The sequence below is a fragment of the Clostridium sp. AM22-11AC genome, assembly GCF_003473545.1.
GTDB lineage: Bacteria > Bacillota > Clostridia > Lachnospirales > Lachnospiraceae > Enterocloster.
In genome coordinates this window covers 185159-201755 of the sequence record NZ_QUCM01000001.1, presented here as the reverse complement: position 1 = coordinate 201755, position 16597 = coordinate 185159, and the positions used below count along the sequence as shown (strand labels likewise).

The following is a 16597-nucleotide window of genomic DNA, read 5'->3' as shown; positions in this document are numbered from 1 at the left end:
GGTTCAGGGCGGGAGGACCGCCCTGAATTATAAAAGGATATGGTAATTAAAAAGAGAGTAATCAATAAAAGTAGATACGTTTACTTGGAAGCTTTGGAAGCCATAATGGAGTTGCCCTGCTCAAAGAGCTGTGCGCCTGCATCTTCTGCGGACAGCTGTCCGTAGCATACCTGCTCTTCCAGTTTGTTGATCAGATCGTTTACTTCACTGGAACCATCAGCACTTGGTGGATTTACCTGTGAAGAGTGAGGATCTACAACATTGTAGATGAAGTCAATTACCTGCTGGCTGCTTTCATCCAGGTTAGAAGAAATAGCTTCTGCTACATCACTGGACAGCGGGATTCCACGTTCAGCAAGAAGTACATTGTTGCAGTCTGCAGAGTTTGTGATGTAGTTTAAGATCTTTGCTGCTTCTGCAGGATTTTTGGAGTCAGCAGAGATAGCGAAGAACTGGCTTGGCTTTAAGTAGTCAGATTTTTCAGGATCTGCAGATGGCCAGGTGGTGATACCAATCTCAGTGCCTTCCGGAGCTGCGTTCTTGATCGCAGTTAACTGGTTGGAGTAGGAGAAAGAGCACCAGGACATGGTCTCAGGACTGGAACCATATACTAATGGATCCTGTTCAACAGAACCGATGGTACGCTCTGCAAATACAGAAGGATCAACGACCCAGCCATCTTTAATACCATCTTCATACAGTTTGAAGAAGTTTACATATGGTTCAGCGGACTCTCCGCCCATTTTTCCATCCTGGTACAGAACAATGTCATCTGCACGAAGGAAGTACTCTAAGAACTGCTCGTTCTGGTTGTAGCAAAGGTTGGTCTTGTAACCGGTTTTTTCTTCGATTTCCCTGGAAAGAGCGATGAACTCATCCATGGTCATGTTGTCTTTTACAGTGATACCGTTTTCATCAAGTAAAGTCTTGTTGTATAACAGAGCTGGTGCATTGATACCATTGCACAGTGCATATAAGCCATCTCCAACCTTACCGGAGTTTAAAACATCCTGGTTGCAGCTTGCTGTATCAATGGTTCCGTCCTCAATGTAAGGAGTAAGATCAACTAACAGATTGTTGTTTACATACTGCTGTAAATATTTGTAGTCCATCTGAACGATGTCTGGCATGGAATGTCCTGCTGCTGCGGTTGCCAGTTTGTTCCAGTAGTCGTTGAATTCGGAGAACTGTCCGTCAATGGTAACACCAGGATTTTCTTCGCTGTACATGTCCAGGATCTTCTGGGTACGTTCATTTCTGGTCTGATTTCCCCACCATGCCATAACCAGGCTGGAGGAATCACTGCTGCCGCCATCTGACTGTGCAGACTGGGAAGTGTTTGTATCAGCTGCGCTGGTGTCAGAGCTGCCTGAGGAAGAAGATCCGCCGCAGGCGGTTAAAGATGCAGCGGCAAGAGCTGCAGTAAGAAGGACTGCTAATTTCTTTTTCATAATATTGTAACCTCCTTGAAATTGGATCCTTTCGTGGTCCGAAAGGATATCTGCTTGTTTATGTTCCACATTATAGCGCATAATTTTTTTGTTCTTAATAGTTAAAACGGAGCAGTTCGTTCAAAAAACCGACTTCTTTTTTGTGCAGAATTGAATTATTTTTGAAAAAAAGTATAATGTGAATGTCAGGAGATATACAATAATTAAGGAAGAAACGGGAAATATATGAAAAAAAATATACGCATATTAATTGGCCGGTTCAGGCACTGGTCTTTAAAATATAAGATCCTTACCATAGTGCTTTTTAACAGTGTGACCATGCTGTTATGTGCTGTGTTTGGGTACCGGCTGTATACAAATGCCTATAATAAGCTTCTTTTTGACTCTATGGCATCCAGACTTTCCGTGACATCAGCTCAGATTTCCCAGAAAATGGAAAATGCAGAATATATTTCTAATCTGATCCTTGGTTCTTCTTCTATTCAGGATTGTCTGTCAGATCTTCCGTCACCGGAAGACGCGCCGGCGATCACAGAATATAACCGTACCATTAATAATGCCCTTACAGAATACGCAACTCTTTTCCGGTCCAATGGCATTGCTTATGCAGCTGTTTACAGCAAAAACGGGGAATATGTGAACTGTACCAACTGGGTCACGTTAAAGCGGACACCCGGTTTTTTGTTAGATGCAGCAATACAGAACGGTTATGAGAAAGAGGGAGCAGTTACCTGGACCCATGCTACCAGGCAGCCTTATATGCTTCTCAGCAGGAATGTACGTCAGATCCGGAACATGTCTTTGGAGCCTTTGGGAAATATGGTGATCGGCCTGGACCTGGAACAGGTAGTATCTGAGGCAGTCCGTTTTGCTTCCCAGTATAAGGATCAGAAAGTGGTGATCGCCAATCAGAGCGGAAGCCTGATCTATGCTTCCTCTTCTTTAACGGATCAGAGGGCGGAGGAGCTGATTACAGATCCTTTTACTACCTATAAGATCGTTTCTTATGATGGTCATAAATATTTTGCCGTGAAAGGAACGCTTCCCCATTATCAGTACAGTTATGTGACACTGGCGCCCTTTGATGAAGTTGCAGGCGCGCTTACCGTTTCCATGCAGACTACATTTATGATCTTTCTGGTTGGGATTTTGTTTATCTGGTATCTTTCCAGTCGTCTGATCCGGGGGATCATCCGCCAGTTTGATGCCCTGATCCAGAAAATGAAACTGTTTACCCAGAATGAGCTGGAACTGGAACCGGAGGAAGAGGATTACGGATCACAGCCTAATGAGATCGGCGCTTTGCACCATCAGTTTCATCAGATGGCATTAAGGATCCAAAATCTGGTAAAGGTCAATTATGTAAATGAGATCCTGGCAAAGGATGCGCAGTTAAAGGCGCTGCGTTCCCAGATCAGCCCCCATTTTCTGTATAATACACTGGAAACGATTAATTGGAGAGCGAAAGCCATGGGAAATGAAGTGATCTCCCAGATGGTAGAGTCTCTGGGAAATCTTTTAAGAGTTTCCCTTTCCAGCCAGAAGACCCTGGTAACACTGGCCTATGAACTGGAACTGGTAGACTCTTATATCACCATCCAGAAGATCCGGTTTGAGGAACGGCTGGAGTTTAAGGTGATCACAGATGAGAAAGCAAAAGAGGGAATGATCCCGCCTCTTACCATTCAGCCTCTGGTAGAAAATGCCATTCACTATGGCATGGAAGAAATGACGGAGGTGTGTCATATTTATTTGCAGGCAGAGGTAAAAGAGGGAGTTCTTACGATCCAGGTGAGAAATGAAGGTTCCAATTTTGAAGAGGAATTGCTGGAAAAATTAAAAAATAAAAGCAGAAGCCCTCATGGGTTTGGAATTGGTCTGTTAAATATCGACCAGAGGATCCGGCTTTTATTTGGGGAAGAGTATGGACTTACATTATCAAATGAACATGATTTTGCAGTGGCAACGATCAAAATGCCGTTTCGGAAGGAAGAAGAGACATGCTGAAATTACTGATTGCAGATGATGAACGTATTATACGAGAGACGATCTTTAATATTATTGACTGGAAAAAACATGACATTGAAGTGATCGGACTTTGTAAAAATGGGATCGAAGCCTATGATATGATCCTGGATGAGTCACCGGATATTGTACTTACGGATATCCGTATGCCAGGTATGGGAGGCTTGGAACTGATCCGCAAAATCCGTCAGACTGACCTGCAGATCCAGTTTATTATTTTATCCGGTTATGGGGAGTTTGAGTATGCCAAGGAAGCCATGAGCTATGGTATCCGCCATTATCTTTTAAAACCATGTAATGAAACACAGATCCTGGAGTGTATTGAACAGTGCCGGAAAGATCATGAAAAACAGGCCAGAGAACGGAAAATGCTCCAGCAGCAGTTCGTTCTCTATGATGGAATGTTCCACAGTGTACTTTCCAGTATCATCAATGACTGTCTGGATGAAAAAATGACGCTGGAGGAGATCATTTCTCCCTATGAACAGTATCTGGATTTTCATTTTGCAGCCTACCGTCTGTTTTATGTGTATTATCTGGAATTTCAGGGTCTGCCGTCTTTTTTACAGCAGTTGAAAGCATATATGGAAGAAAAAATGCCCCAGACCATTCTGTATGGAATGTATGTAAAAAATACCCTGGTGCTGTTTATGCAGAATGCAGGTAAAGCCTGTGACGATCTTCATGTGTTTTTGCAGCAGCTTTCACCGGAGGGGCAGAAGATCACAACAGAGATCCGGGAGGAGAATTATTCTTCTTTAAAGACACTTCTTACCCAGGTAACAGGAAAACTTCTGCGTTACAGCATGATCTATTACATAAACCATTTTCATATTACAGCTATCTGTAATTATAACTGGGTCATTGATCAGATCCGTGTTCTGTATCAGCAGATCCAGGAGGGCAACCGGGAAAAGACGGATCAGGCGGTGGAACTGTTAAACAGTATTGATAATATAGACTTTTTAAAGCAGCTGGCAGGAAATCTATTTTTGAAAATGGCTTCGGATTTTCAGACGTTTTCCACTGTAGATCTGGCCCAGTGGCTGACTAAGATGGAAAAAGAAGAAGATCTGGATCCTTTAAGAACGATGATCTCTGACAAATTCCGGGACCTGGTAAGTTTAAAAGAAGGAGAAGAGACAGTTTCACCTATGGTATCCCAGATCTATGTCTATGTGGAGCAGCACCTTCAGGATTCGGCCCTTACGCTAAAATGGATCGCTGAAAATTATTTATTTATGAATGTAGATTATGTAAGCAAGAAATTTTACAAAGAAACCGGACAGAAATTTTCCCAGTATCTTACAAAAATGCGTATTGGAAAGGCCAAGGAACTGATCGCAAAAAATCCGGAGGAACCGATAAAAAATGTAGCGGAGCAGGTAGGCTGTGGAAACAATCCCCAGTATTTTTCACAGCTGTTTAAAAAGCAGACGGGAATGACGCCTACGGATTATATTACTTCTTTGGGACACTAAGCAGTTTATAAATGGAAAAAACCGTAAAATTGTGAAAACACGGAAATGTGGCAGAACGACACGGTTTTTCGGATTGACTATTTTGGATAAAAATGGAAAATAAAATCATATGATTTATGATCTTATTTTAAGGAGGCAAAGGCAAAATGGGATATCGTGTTATGGAGCTGGGGGCAGCAGGTGATGGAAAGACCAATGATGCCCATGTTATACAGAAAGCCATTGACCTGTGCAGTGAGCAGGGCGGTGGTGTAGTTATAATGGAAGGAGGTCACACCTATCTTTCCGGTTCCATCGTATTAAAAAGTCATGTAGAACTGGTGGTAGAAACAGGGGCTGTACTTAAGGCCAGTGAAGATCTGAATGATTACCAGTATATCAGTGAGCTGGCAAAGCGGGGACATGACCATATGGTAGAAGTTCCTACTTTTGTAAACTGCGAGTATGATGGAAAACCGCGGCAGTATTTTATCTATTCCAGGGATACAGACGGAGTACGCATCAGTGGCGGCGGTGTGATCGATGGTTCAGAAGAAATTTATTATGGAGAGGTAAGAGAAGATCAGATCGATGGTGCCTTCTATCCTCGAATTCCTCTGATCCTGATGGAACACTGTACCCATCTGACCATCCAGAATGTAACGATCAGAAAGAGCGGATTTTGGACCACTCACCTGGTTGGATGTGAAGAAGTGGAGATCAGCGGTGTCCGTATTTTAAATAACCGTATGATGGCAAACTGTGATGGCATTGACCCGGACCACTGTAAACATGTACGTATCAGCAACTGCCATATTGAGGCAGCAGATGACTGTATCGTATTAAAGACTACAGAAGCAAATCATCACTATGGTCCCTGTGAAGATATTGTGATCTCCGGCTGTACACTGGCATCTACCAGTGCTGCCATTAAAATCGGTACAGAAAGTGTAGATGATTTTAAGGATATCATCATTGATAACTGCAGTATTTATGATACGAACAGAGGTATTTCCTTCCAGTTAAGAGACCAGGGAAATATTGAAAATGTTCTGATCAATAATTGTGTGATCCGTACAAAAAATGTGTCTGAGTGCTGGTGGGGCTTTGCAGAGCCTATCAATATTGCTTCCATCAACAGGAAAGATGAGATCCCTTCCGGAAAGATCAAAGGATTATCTATTACCAATGTGCGCTGCAAGGGCGAAGGCAGTATTTATATTGCAGGAAAGGACAGTGCGCCTATAGAAGATCTTACATTAAATAATATCCGTCTGGAACTGGAAAAAACTACCAAATATCCTATTAAAGGATATGATTTCCGCCCATGCTGCGGTCCGGATTTCCAGGAAGGAAAGATCAATGGCATCTATGTGAAGAATGCCAAGAATGTGAAAGCAGAAAATCTGGAAGTTACCGTTCATGATAATATGAAGGAATGGGTAGACAAAGAGATCTGCTTTGAAAATGCAGTTGTAAAAGAAAAATGATCTTATGGTTTCTGCGTTTTCTGTGCTTTGGTGATATAGGGATAAATATCCTCATATGCTTCCACCTCTGCTTCGTCCTGTGGCAGTGCCGGGATCAGGCCGGTGCAGTCGGTGGCGGAGCAGGCCTGGATGTCTGAGTCATCAAAGAGATTTTCAGCCGTATTATTTTTTAGATCAGAATTGTCTTTGAAATTATATTTTTCCATAAAAAAACACCTCCTGTAAACAGCTTTTGGATCAGTGATCTGTCTTGCTGTAAACAGGATGTGTTTTTTTAATAGTTTTTATTCAGCCAGGTTTTTAATTTACTGTTTATTATTTGTCCTGATTTTTTAAAGATGCCTCAATGAATCCCTTAAACAGTGGATGTGGGCGGTTTGGACGGGACTTCAGTTCCGGATGAGCCTGGGTTCCTACGAACCATGGGTGATCTGGCAGTTCGATCATTTCTACAATACGGTTATCAGGAGACATACCGGATAACATCATGCCATGCTCTGTAAGGAAAGTACGGTAATCGTTGTTTACTTCATAACGGTGTCTGTGGCGCTCATGGATGGTTTCTTCGCCGTAAAGACCGTAAGCCTTGGAATTTTTATCCAGAACACATGGATAGGAACCAAGTCTTAAGGTACCGCCGATATCTTCGATACCGTCCTGATCTGGCATCAGGTGGATCACAGGATGAGTAGTAGCAGGATCCAATTCTACGCTGTGGGCGTCATTCCAGCCGATCACATCTCTTGCAAATTCTACGATGGAAAGCTGCATGCCAAGGCAGAGGCCGAGGAACGGAACCTGGTGCTCTCTTGCATAGCGGATGGCGCAGATCATGCCGTCAATACCACGGTCGCCGAAGCCGCCCGGTACCAGGATACCGGAAACATCTCCTAATTTTTCATCTACATTTTCAGAAGTTACAGTCTCAGAGTCTACCCATTTAATGTGTACCTGTGCCCTGTTGGCAACAGCACCGTGCTTCAATGCTTCTACAACAGAGATATAAGCGTCATGAAGCTGTGTATATTTTCCTACCAGCGCAACGGTCACATCTTTTTCAGGATGCTTCCATGCATCGATCATAGCGGTCCAGTCTTTTAAGTCTGGTTCCGGGCATGGCAGATTTAAGCATTCGCAGGCAACCTGTGCCAGATGCTCTTCTTCCATTACAAGAGGAACCTCGTAAAGAACTTCTACATCCAGGTTCTGAAGAACATGGGTCTTTGGTACATTACAGAATAATGCGATCTTGCTCTTGATATTGTCATCTAACGGATGCTCGGAACGGCATACCAGGATGTCCGGCTGAATTCCCATTCCCTGCAGGTCTTTTACGCTTGCCTGGGTTGGTTTGGTCTTTAATTCTTCAGATGCTTTTAAATAAGGGATAAGGGTGACGTGGATGAGACAGGTGTTGCCTGGGCCAACATCATGCTGGAACTGGCGGATCGCCTCTAAGAATGGCTGACTTTCGATGTCGCCAACAGTACCGCCAACTTCGATGATGGCGATCTCGGTTTCGTTATCATTATAATTGCGGTGGAAACGGCTCTTAATTTCATTGGTGATGTGGGGGATGACCTGTACCGTACCTCCGCCAAAGTCTCCACGGCGCTCTTTCTGCAGAACGGTCCAGTAAACTTTACCGGTAGTTACGTTGGAATTTTTAGTCAGGCTCTCATCGATGAAACGCTCATAATGTCCAAGGTCAAGGTCAGTTTCAGCGCCGTCATCGGTAACGAAAACTTCGCCGTGCTGTACCGGGTTCATGGTACCTGGATCGATATTGATGTAGGGGTCAAATTTCTGCATGGTAACTTTGTAACCTCTGGCTTTTAAAAGACGGCCAAGGGAAGCAGCGGTAATGCCTTTTCCAAGTCCGGAAACAACGCCGCCGGTTACGAATACGTATTTTACTGGCATAGTGGGGAACCTCCTTTTAGTGGTAAGTTGGGTATAGGTTTTTGTTTACGGTTTTATTAAAAACTGATATATTATACAACTATGGAAATCAGAAATCTAGGGACTTTTTTCAAAAAAATGTAAAAATCTTAAAAAACTAATAATCTAAAGTGGAGATGAAGGGGAAGATCCTGCCTTTGTTTTCAGAATTTTAATAGTTCTTTCCTTGATTTATGGTTAGACTCACATTATAATAGAAAAGAATAGGCTCTGGCACATTTTATGCGTGCACGAAAAAGCCTGTTAGAGGGAGAATTTATACAGTATGGATAATAACAACAAACAGAATCAGAACAGTAATTGGCAAACCATTACCATGCTGGTGATCGCTGCATTGCTGACGATCCTGATCGTGGGCTGGATGAACTCCACTGTCAACGCCAGACAGCGTCAGGAACTGTCTTACAATGAGTTTGTAAACATGGTAGAAAATGGCAAGGTAGAGTCCATCAGCGTTGGAAGCACCATTATTGAGGTAAAGCCAAAGGCAGATGACACCAACTATTCCCAGCAGATGAAGTACTATGTAGTACGTCTGGAAGGAGATTACCAGTTTGTAGACCGTATTTTAAAGAACAACGTTGTTACAAACAGGGAAAATAATACTTCCAATGCATTACTGTTAGAGATATTAAGTTATGCACTTCCATTCCTGTTCCTGCTGTTTATTATGAACTTTACCATGAAGCGTATGGGCGGCGGCGGAATTATGGGCGTAGGCAAGAGCAACGCCAAGATGTACGTCCAGAAAGAAACAGGAATTACTTTTAAAGATGTGGCAGGTGAAGATGAAGCAAAAGAGTCTTTAACTGAGATCGTGGATTTCCTTCACAATCCTGGAAAGTACACCAAGATCGGTGCGAAGCTTCCAAAGGGTGCCCTGTTAGTAGGCCCTCCGGGAACCGGTAAGACCCTTCTTGCAAAGGCAGTAGCCGGTGAAGCACATGTTCCATTTTATTCCCTGTCAGGTTCTGACTTTGTGGAAATGTTCGTAGGTGTGGGCGCATCCCGTGTCCGTGACCTGTTTAAGAATGCAACGGAAAATGCTCCTTGTATCATCTTTATTGATGAGATCGATGCCATCGGACGCAGCCGTGACAGCCGTATGGGCGGAAATGATGAGCGTGAGCAGACTTTAAACCAGCTGCTTTCTGAGATGGATGGTTTCGACTCTACAAAGGGACTTTTAGTTCTTGGTGCAACCAACCGTCCGGAGATCCTGGATCCGGCTCTTCTTCGTCCAGGACGTTTTGACCGCCGTGTAGTTGTAGATAAACCAGACTTAAATGGACGTATCAGCATTTTAAAAGTACATTCCAAAGATGTGCTGTTAGATGAGACTGTAGACTTTAAGGAAATTGCCCTTGCAACTTCCGGCGCTGTTGGTGCGGACCTTGCCAATATGATGAACGAGGCTGCCATCAATGCGGTTAAGAACGGCAGAAACGCTGTTTCCCAGAAGGATCTGTTTGAGGCAGTTGAGGTGGTTCTTGTTGGTAAGGAGAAGAAGGACCGCATTATGAGCAAGGAAGAGCGCCGCATTGTATCTTACCATGAAGTAGGTCATGCATTAGTCAGTGCTCTGCAGAAACATTCTGAACCGGTCCAGAAGATCACCATTGTTCCAAGAACTATGGGTGCTTTGGGATATGTTATGAATGTGCCGGAAGAAGAGAAGTATTTAAGTACCAAGAAGGAATTAGAGGCAAGACTGGTTGAGTTAATGGGCGGCCGTGCAGCTGAGGAGATCGTTTTTGAGACTGTTACCACCGGTGCAGCCAATGATATCCAGCAGGCTACCAATCTGGCAAGAGCTATGGTGACCCAGTATGGTATGTCTGAGAAATTCGGTCTTATGGGACTTGAGAGCCAGGAGAACCAGTATCTGACCGGCCGTACTGTATTAAACTGCGGTGATGCCACAGCAGCAGACATTGACCAGGAAGTTATGAAGATCCTGAAAAATGCTTATGATGAGGCAATCCGTCTGTTAAGCGATGACAGAGAAGCTATGGATAAGATCGCAGCGTTCCTGATCGAGAAAGAGACCATTACAGGTAAGGAATTTATGAAGATCTTCCGTGAGGTGAAGGGATTGCCGGAGCCGGAGGAGAAGAAGGAAGACGGCGAAGGTATTCCGGATACAGAGCATCTGGAGAAAGAGGATGCAGCTGAAAGTCCGGAGACAGCTGTTGCAGAAGAAAAAGAAAATGAAGCAGGTGCAGAAAATATTGTAGCAGATGCTTCAGAAGAAAAGCCAGACCAGTCTAGGGAAGACCAGCAGGTATAAAACTGAAAATGGATCTGTAGATCAGTGAGGACAGTCAGAAATGGCTGTCCTTTTTGCATAAAAGTCTTGCGAATATAATCTTGGTTTTGTATAATATTATTAAAAAATAAGGGGAATATCAGTAACTTTTCTGAAAAGGAGGCACATTTATGGATAATCGTTATGTAAAGATCTTTGCATCGGGAAGTAAGGCACCTCTTAAGGCAACACCGGGACATTTTGCTACCAATCATGCCCATATTAATTATTATCTGGACATGACCACCCTTAAGACAAGACTCAGTGAAGCACAGGAGGTTGCAAAGCACCTGGCAGAGCGGTTTTTATTTGACAAGGTAGTGGATACGATCGTGTGTCTGGAAGGAACCCAGGTGATCGGAGCTTATCTGGCAGAAGAGCTGACAAGGGCCGGTGTTCTTTCTACCAACGCCCACAAGACTATTTATGTGATCACTCCGGAATATAACAGCAACAGCCAGATGGTATTTCGTGAGAATATTTTACCGATGGTCCATGGGAAAAATGTGGTGATCCTTACAGCTGTTGTGACAACGGGACTGAGTCTAAATAAGAGTATTGAGGCGATCCAGTATTATGGCGGAAAACTGCAGAGCGCAGCGGCTGTGTTTAGTACACTGGATGAGTTAAACGGATGCCCGATCACATCCATCTACAGCCCGGAGGATGTGACCGATTATATTTATTATGATTACAGAAAATGCCCTCTTTGCGAAAAGGGAATAAAGCTGGATGCACTGGTAAATGCTTACGGCTATACTACACTTGGATAAAGTGAAACAGGATATTAAACGCTGTTCAGGATGTCTTTGGGGCGTCCTGGATAGCGTTTTTTGTATGCACGTAAAAAGGAGGAATAGTTCTGGAAACCGCAGAGGTAGCAGGCCTGTGTGGTGCAGGTGCCCTGGCTCATCAGGTCTCTTGCCTTGATCAGCCGCTTTTCCGTAATGTAATTTCCAACCGTATAGCCGGTTTCCTGTTTAAACAGGCGCATCATGTGATAGGAGCTTAAGCCGCTTAAAGCAGAAAGGGAAGCTACGTCCATAGGCTCTTCCAAATGGCTGTTGATATAGGCCAACAGGCCGGAAATGCGGTAATCCAGGGTGCTTTCTGTGAGAAATCCGGCTTTGGGGGAGAGGGTGATCCTGTTTAATTCAATGAGAAATTCCAGGCACAGGGCTTTTGCAAGTAAGGGAGCTGCAAAATCATCATTTCTGAAATTGGTGTTTGTTTCTAATTTCTGAAGCAGGACTTTAAAAGGAGCCAGCGTTTCCTGGGAAAGGCGCAGGACCTGGGAATGGCGGTACTGGGCAGTTTCAAAGCACCTGGTCAAAGGTGCTTCTTTTGTGCTGTATGTTTCCAGAAAAGTGGGAGAGAGATAGAGCAGGATGCGCTCATATGGTTGGGCGGTATCTACTACCGGCCGGTGTATCTGCCCGCGGTCTACCAGGACCATGTCCCAGGGAGCCAGTGGATAAGAACGGCCTTCCACCACATAGGTCACATTTCCGGAAAGAAGGATCATTATCTTTAAAAAATCATGGTGATGGAAGCTGTAAGTCCTTGAAGTCTGATCTTTTAAATGGAAAAGGCGGAAATCTTCTAAAAGGTAGCCCTGGAGCGTGGATGGGGAATTTGTCATGGAAAATCTCCTGTATTCATTAAGTTCGTTATTATCATTTATAATAGCATTATTTGCAATATAATACAGCATTAAATGAATATATTTATGAAATAATGTGGCATATAATGAGTGTAGAAGAACAGGGGAGGTAAGGTCATGCGATTAAAATTAGAGAAATATCACGGTTTGGGAAATGATTATCTGGTATTTGATCCGGAACACAATGGGATGGAACTGACACCGGAGAGAGTAAAATTACTTTGCAACCGCAATCTTGGAGTAGGGGCAGATGGTATTCTGGAAGGTCCTGTTTTTAAAGAGGGAAAGATCCATATGATCATCTGGAATTCCGATGGAAGCCAGACAGAAAACAGCGGAAATGGGATCCGTATTTTTGCAAAGTACTTAAAAGACGCAGATTATGTCCAGAAGAAAGACATTACCATTTATACAGATGAAAAAGAGATCGAGATCCATTATTTAAACGAAGAGGGGACCCGCTTAAAAGCCTCTATGGGAAAAGCAAGTTTCTGGAGTGATGAGGTGCCGGTAGAAGGTCCCCGCAGGGAGATCATCAATGAGACCATGGTATTTGGCCACATTCCTTATCCGGTAACCTGTATTTCGGTTGGAAATCCCCATCTGGTGATCTTAATGGATGAGATCTCAAAGGATCTGGTATGCAGGATCGGTAAATATTCTGAGACAGCAAAGCAGTTTCCGGAAAAGATCAATACCCAGATCATCAAGGTGTTGGACCGCACTCATTTACAGACAGAAGTTTATGAAAGAGGTGCAGGTTATACATTGGCATCCGGAAGCGGCTGCTGTGCAGCAGCTGCGGCAGCTTACAGACTGGGACTTACAGATCCGAAAATGATCGTGCAGATGCCGGAAGGTACCATGGAAGTAGAGATCCGGGAAGACGGGGAGATCTTTCTTACCGGCGATGTAGGTTATGTGGGAAGCATCAGCCTGGGAAGTTATTTTACAGAACAGTTGAAGCTGGTATAGGCTGATATCGCCTGTTGACAAATAAAAATTCTACTGCTATATTTAAAAAAAAAGGGGCAGTTGCAAAATGAACGGTTCACTTTGCAGCTGCCTTTTTGTTGTTATACATCTGAAAGAAGCTGCCGGTGGCAGGTTCTGTAAGTGGTATAGATAAAGGCACAAAAGCCCCCAGGATTTTGTCAGATGCATGGGAAAACGGCTGCCAGAGAGGAAGAATGGATATGAGTAAATACAGTAGGGAAGACATTATTCGCATGGTAGAAGATGAAGACGTAGAATTTATCCGCCTTCAGTTTACAGACATTTTCGGTATCCTTAAAAATGTGGCTATTACAGCCAGTCAGCTTAATAAGGCATTAAATAATGATTGCATGTTTGATGGTTCTGCCATTGAGGGCTTTGTGCGCATTGATGAGTCCGATATGTATCTGCATCCGGACCTGGATACCTTTGAGATCTTTCCGTGGCGTCCTCAGCAGGGCAAAGTGGCAAGACTGATCTGTGATGTATACAATCCGGACGGAACCCCTTTTATCGGTGATCCGAGATATGTGTTAAAACGGGCTGTAAAGCGTGCTGCCGATATGGGATATACGTTCCAGGTTGGACCGGAGTGTGAATTTTTCCTGTTCCACACGGACGAAGAGGGAAGGCCTACTACCCAGTCTCATGAGAGAGCCAGCTATTTTGACGTTTCCCCTATTGATCTTGGGGAAAATGTGCGCAGAGATATTGTGCTCAATCTGGAAGATATGGGCTTTGAGGTGGAAGCAAGCCACCATGAGATTGCTCCGGCCCAGCATGAGATCGATCTGCAGTATACAGAAGGTCTTGAGGCAGCAGATCACATTATGACTTTTAAGATGGCAGCCAAGACCATTGCCAAGCGCCATGGACTTCACGCTACTTTTATGCCAAAGCCAAAGGAAGGAGTCAATGGCTCCGGTATGCATATTAACATGTCCCTGTCCGACAAGGACGGACACAACCTGTTTGCAGACGACAGTGATGAGCTGGGATTAAGCCAGCTGGCTTACCGTTTTATGGCAGGTATTTTAGGACATATGAAGGAAATGACCATTCTGACCAACCCCCTTGTAAACTCTTATAAGCGTCTGGTACCGGGATATGACGCGCCGATCTATATTGCGTGGTCACCGACTTCCAACCGCAGTTCCCTGATTCGCATCCCGTCTCCAAGAGGAGAAGGAACCAGGATCGAACTTCGCTGCCCGGACTCTGCCATGAACCCTTATCTGGCACTGGCAGCCTGCCTTCAGGCCGGTCTTGACGGCATTGAGAAAGAGATGGAGCTGCCTCCATGTATCCAGGGCAACCTTTTTGGCATGGAGCCGGAAACATTAAAGAATAAGCATGTGGAACGGATCCCGGAAACACTGGGGGATGCTATTGAGGCATACCGGGATAATTCCTTTATCCGTGAGATATTAGGCGAGCATATTTATGTCAAATATCTGGAAGCAAAAGAAGAAGAGTGGAGAGATTTCAGGGCCCAGGTCACTGACTGGGAGGTAAATCAGTACCTGTATAAGTATTAAAGTTACAGTTCAGCCATGCGCTGGTTTGGATGAGAAAGCGTGTTGCAAGTTTACTTGCATAAGCACTTTTTCATCCAAATCAGCATATGGTGGACCCACCAAGCTTCTTGTTTTCATGAATATGGAAACAAGAAGATGCCATGGCTGAATTGTAAATAACAGTTACAAGCAGGAAAACTAGGTTTACCCGGAGGTGAGACATGTGGCTAATATAATCGTGGCATTTTCCAAACCGGAAGATGGAAAAAGCATAAAAGGTATTCTGGTAAGAAGCGGATATGAAGTGGCTGCTGTCTGCATGTCAGGGTCACAGGTTCTTTCAGCTGCGGAAGATCTGAGCGGTGGGATCGTAGTCTGCGGATACCGGTTTGAAGATATGATGTACGACGAACTGAGACAGTGCCTTTCTTCTAACTTTGAGATGCTGGTGCTGGCATCTCCTGCAAGGTGGAGCGGGATACAGATGTCCGGGGTGGTATGTCTTCCTATGCCCCTTAAGGTGCATGATCTGTTAAGTACGCTGGATATGATGCTCCAGGCGCAGCAGCGCATTCGCAGGAAACTGCGCAGCAGGCCAAGGGAGCGCAGCAAGGAAGAACAGGATCTGATCAATGAGGCAAAGGCGCTTTTGATGGACCGTAACAATATGACGGAGTCGGAAGCCCACAGATATATACAAAAATGCAGTATGGACAGTGGGACCAATCTGGTGGAAACGGCCCAGATGATCATCAGTCTGATCCACGTATAAGAGAATGCAGGATAATGTATGAGGTGTGAGATGGAATTTACAAAAATGCAGGGAATTGGCAATGACTACGTGTATGTAGATTGCTTTAAGGAAAAAGTGGAACATCCGGGGGAAGTGTCCAAATATGTCAGCGACCGCCATTTTGGCATTGGTTCTGATGGGCTGATCCTGATCTGCCCGTCTGATAAGGCAGACTGCCGTATGGATATGTACAATGCAGATGGTTCCCAGGGAATTATGTGTGGAAATGGTGTACGTTGTGTAGGAAAATACGTGTATGATCATGGGATCGTAGATAAGGACAGACGGACCATTACTGTGGAAACATTAGGCGGTATCAAGACATTGGATATCCAGGTAGAAGACGGAAAAGCAGTGATGCTGACTGTAGATATGGGAGAAGCAGAACTGACTTCCAAACTTCCGGAAAAGATCGTAATTGACGGTACAGAACAGGAATTTACAGGAATCAGTGTGGGAAATCCTCATGCAGTCTATTTTACAGAAGGGATCGATGACCTGGATCTGGAAAAGATCGGCCCGTCCTATGAAAATCATCCACGTTTCCAGCCGACCCGTGTAAATTCTGAATTTATCGAAGTAAAGAGCAGAGACCACATCCGCATGCGTGTGTGGGAGAGAGGCAGCGGGGAAACCTGGGCCTGCGGTACAGGAGCTACAGCCAGTGCCATGGCAGCTATCTTAAGAGGTTTTACAGATGATGAGGTGCGTGTATCTCTACGGGGCGGCGACCTGCTCATCCACTTTGACCGGGAAAGCAGGCATCTGTTTATGACAGGACCTGCAAAAGAAGTATTTCACGGAAGTATTGACATCCCGGAAGAAATATATTATGATTTATCCGAAAAATAAATATGCCTATATTCTTTCAGAGAATATAGTAAACCTGTAAAATATACACTCTCAGGCCTTGGATCTACGACGTTGTGGGT

13 protein-coding genes are annotated in these 16597 nt (G+C 44.3%); 9 read left to right on the top strand and 4 right to left on the bottom strand.

The features are described from left to right. Positions 1 to 80: 80 nt before the first annotated feature. Complete coding sequence (locus tag DW251_RS01045; protein ID WP_021871063.1) at positions 81 to 1451, bottom strand: extracellular solute-binding protein; 1371 nt, start codon at positions 1449 to 1451, stop codon at positions 81 to 83. 225 nt (positions 1452 to 1676) lie between these two features. Here DW251_RS01045 and DW251_RS01040 point away from each other — a divergent pair, with 225 nt between their 5' ends. From DW251_RS01040 to DW251_RS01030, 3 genes are all read left to right on the top strand, one after another. Beyond that, entirely contained in the window at positions 1677 to 3458 is a 1782-nt protein-coding gene (locus DW251_RS01040) for a sensor histidine kinase (RefSeq protein ID WP_118299965.1), read from the top strand. Continuing rightward, complete coding sequence (locus tag DW251_RS01035; RefSeq protein ID WP_118299964.1) at positions 3452 to 4957, top strand: response regulator; 1506 nt, start codon at positions 3452 to 3454, stop codon at positions 4955 to 4957. Before DW251_RS01040 ends, DW251_RS01035 begins: the two co-directional genes overlap by 7 nt. 146 nt (positions 4958 to 5103) lie before the next feature. Beyond that, positions 5104 to 6426 (top strand): glycosyl hydrolase family 28 protein, encoded by a 1323-nt coding sequence (locus DW251_RS01030; RefSeq protein ID WP_118299963.1) that lies wholly within the window; start codon positions 5104 to 5106, stop codon positions 6424 to 6426. Positions 6427 to 6428: 2 nt separating this feature from the next. Here the strand turns inward: DW251_RS01030 and DW251_RS01025 are convergent, their stop codons facing one another. After that, on the bottom strand, positions 6429 to 6632 hold the full coding sequence (locus DW251_RS01025; RefSeq protein ID WP_021871067.1) for a hypothetical protein: 204 nt from the start codon (positions 6630 to 6632) through the stop codon (positions 6429 to 6431). A 109-nt stretch (positions 6633 to 6741) separates the two neighbouring features. Continuing rightward, a complete protein-coding gene (locus DW251_RS01020; protein WP_021871068.1) occupies positions 6742 to 8349 on the bottom strand; it encodes a CTP synthase in 1608 nt (535 codons plus the stop codon). Positions 8350 to 8653: 304 nt separating this feature from the next. Between DW251_RS01020 and ftsH the strand changes: the two genes are divergently transcribed. Beyond that, the gene (gene ftsH / locus DW251_RS01015) at positions 8654 to 10678 is read left to right on the top strand and encodes an ATP-dependent zinc metalloprotease FtsH (protein WP_118299962.1); all 2025 of its coding nucleotides are present in this window, start codon (positions 8654 to 8656) and stop codon (positions 10676 to 10678) included. A gap of 149 nt (positions 10679 to 10827) precedes the next feature. Then, positions 10828 to 11469, top strand: a complete 642-nt coding sequence (locus tag DW251_RS01010) for a hypothetical protein (protein ID WP_021871070.1) — start codon at positions 10828 to 10830, stop codon at positions 11467 to 11469. 14 nt (positions 11470 to 11483) lie between these two features. On the opposite strand, the gene DW251_RS01005 is transcribed toward DW251_RS01010, so the two are convergent. Next, positions 11484 to 12338, bottom strand: coding sequence for an AraC family transcriptional regulator (locus DW251_RS01005; RefSeq protein WP_118299961.1), 855 nt, complete (start codon positions 12336 to 12338; stop codon positions 11484 to 11486). Positions 12339 to 12476: 138 nt separating this feature from the next. Between DW251_RS01005 and dapF (DW251_RS01000) the strand changes: the two genes are divergently transcribed. The 4 genes from dapF (DW251_RS01000) to dapF (DW251_RS00985) all read left to right on the top strand — a co-directional run bounded on the left by dapF (DW251_RS01000) (position 12477) and on the right by dapF (DW251_RS00985) (position 16517). Continuing rightward, positions 12477 to 13334 carry a diaminopimelate epimerase gene (gene dapF / locus DW251_RS01000; RefSeq protein WP_118299960.1) on the top strand — a complete coding sequence of 286 codons (858 nt, stop codon included), beginning with the start codon at positions 12477 to 12479 and terminating at the stop codon, positions 13332 to 13334. Between the two features lie 221 nt (positions 13335 to 13555). After that, positions 13556 to 14893, top strand: a complete 1338-nt coding sequence (glnA, locus tag DW251_RS00995) for a type I glutamate--ammonia ligase (protein ID WP_021871073.1) — start codon at positions 13556 to 13558, stop codon at positions 14891 to 14893. A gap of 202 nt (positions 14894 to 15095) precedes the next feature. Further along, positions 15096 to 15644 carry an ANTAR domain-containing protein gene (locus tag DW251_RS00990; protein WP_118299959.1) on the top strand — a complete coding sequence of 183 codons (549 nt, stop codon included), beginning with the start codon at positions 15096 to 15098 and terminating at the stop codon, positions 15642 to 15644. A gap of 30 nt (positions 15645 to 15674) precedes the next feature. Next, on the top strand, positions 15675 to 16517 hold the full coding sequence (gene dapF, locus DW251_RS00985) for a diaminopimelate epimerase (RefSeq protein ID WP_118299958.1): 843 nt from the start codon (positions 15675 to 15677) through the stop codon (positions 16515 to 16517). Positions 16518 to 16597 lie beyond the last annotated feature (80 nt).

What these genes read in the sequence shown, in the direction of transcription:
- ftsH (WP_118299962.1), top strand. Translation starts at nt 8,654, where the DNA reads ATGGATAATAACAACAAACAGAATCAGAACAGTAATTGGCAAACCATT.
- DW251_RS01025 (WP_021871067.1), bottom strand. Translation starts at nt 6,632, where the DNA reads ATGGAAAAATATAATTTCAAAGACAATTCTGATCTAAAAAATAATACG.
- DW251_RS01030 (WP_118299963.1), top strand. Translation starts at nt 5,104, where the DNA reads ATGGGATATCGTGTTATGGAGCTGGGGGCAGCAGGTGATGGAAAGACC.
- DW251_RS01035 (WP_118299964.1), top strand. Translation starts at nt 3,452, where the DNA reads ATGCTGAAATTACTGATTGCAGATGATGAACGTATTATACGAGAGACG.
- DW251_RS01045 (WP_021871063.1), bottom strand. Translation starts at nt 1,451, where the DNA reads ATGAAAAAGAAATTAGCAGTCCTTCTTACTGCAGCTCTTGCCGCTGCA.
- DW251_RS01005 (WP_118299961.1), bottom strand. Translation starts at nt 12,338, where the DNA reads ATGACAAATTCCCCATCCACGCTCCAGGGCTACCTTTTAGAAGATTTC.
- DW251_RS01020 (WP_021871068.1), bottom strand. Translation starts at nt 8,349, where the DNA reads ATGCCAGTAAAATACGTATTCGTAACCGGCGGCGTTGTTTCCGGACTT.
- DW251_RS01010 (WP_021871070.1), top strand. Translation starts at nt 10,828, where the DNA reads ATGGATAATCGTTATGTAAAGATCTTTGCATCGGGAAGTAAGGCACCT.
- dapF (WP_118299960.1), top strand. Translation starts at nt 12,477, where the DNA reads ATGCGATTAAAATTAGAGAAATATCACGGTTTGGGAAATGATTATCTG.
- dapF (WP_118299958.1), top strand. Translation starts at nt 15,675, where the DNA reads ATGGAATTTACAAAAATGCAGGGAATTGGCAATGACTACGTGTATGTA.
- DW251_RS01040 (WP_118299965.1), top strand. Translation starts at nt 1,677, where the DNA reads ATGAAAAAAAATATACGCATATTAATTGGCCGGTTCAGGCACTGGTCT.
- glnA (WP_021871073.1), top strand. Translation starts at nt 13,556, where the DNA reads ATGAGTAAATACAGTAGGGAAGACATTATTCGCATGGTAGAAGATGAA.